The 881-nt window shown below is 68.0% G+C and carries 2 protein-coding genes; both read right to left on the minus strand.

Annotation, left to right across the window (positions count from 1 at the left end):
• Nucleotides 1-229: 229 nt before the first annotated feature.
• Nucleotides 230-499 (minus strand): 30S ribosomal protein S15, encoded by a 270-nt coding sequence (gene rpsO, locus AC1DWF_RS33070; RefSeq protein ID WP_476842734.1) that lies wholly within the window; start codon nucleotides 497-499, stop codon nucleotides 230-232.
• 69 nt (nucleotides 500-568) lie between these two features.
• Nucleotides 569-881: tRNA pseudouridine(55) synthase TruB (locus AC1DWF_RS33075; RefSeq protein ID WP_476842735.1), on the minus strand; the 313-nt coding region annotated here is incomplete at its 5' end.

Raw genomic sequence — 881 nt, forward strand, 5'->3', positions numbered from 1 at the left:
GAGCATCAGCGACGCCCGGAAGCGCTCGAACCGGCCCGTGACGGGGATGAAGAGCAGGTTCCGGAAGGTGAAGCCGATCCGGCCGCTGTCCTGGTCGAACGCGTAGCGCGCCCGCTGGGCCCGGGCCGGCGGCACCGGCAAAAGAAAGGGCGCCAGGAGAACCCGGCGCCCAATCATTCAGAGAGCCATCCGACGAGGGGCGAGACCATGGCCCGCCCCCGATCCATGCCTAGCGGCGCAGGCCGAGCTTGGCGATCAGCGCGTCGTAGCGCGCCTTGTCCTTGCGCTTCACATAGTCGAGCAGGCCACGGCGCTGGCCGACCAGGACCAGCAGGCCACGGCGGCTGTGGAAGTCCTTGGCGTGGGTCTTCAGGTGCTCGGTGAGGTTCGAGATGCGCTCGGAAAGCAGGGCGACCTGCACTTCGGGGCTGCCGGTGTCGCCCGGCTTCTTGGCATGCTCGACGATGAGCGCCTGGCGGCGCTCCGCAGTGATCGACATCGTGAAATCCTTCGGTTGGCTGCTGTCGCAGCTGAGAGATGAACCGATCCGTGGTGTCAGCCCCAGCCCTTAGGCTGTCGCCATCAACCGCTCGGGCCGCAGCATCCCCTCCTCGAGGCGACACAGGCCGACGAACCGCCCCCCTGCCATCACACGGACCAGCCCCCCATCGGGATCGGCCTCGGACGGAACCCGGCCCATCAGATCCACGAGGCTCAAGGCCTGGCCGAAACTGAGGCGGGCGGCCTCCCCTTCCACAACGGCCAGTGCCGGGATGTCGGCCAGCGCGGTCGTCAGGGGGAGAAGGAGGTCCAGCGAAGGGGGTGGCGTATCGCCCGTCACGACGATCCTGTCCAGGGGGATTCCGTCGGCTTCCTTGAAG

The sequence above is a fragment of the Aminobacter sp. P4_D5 genome (assembly GCF_056401815.1).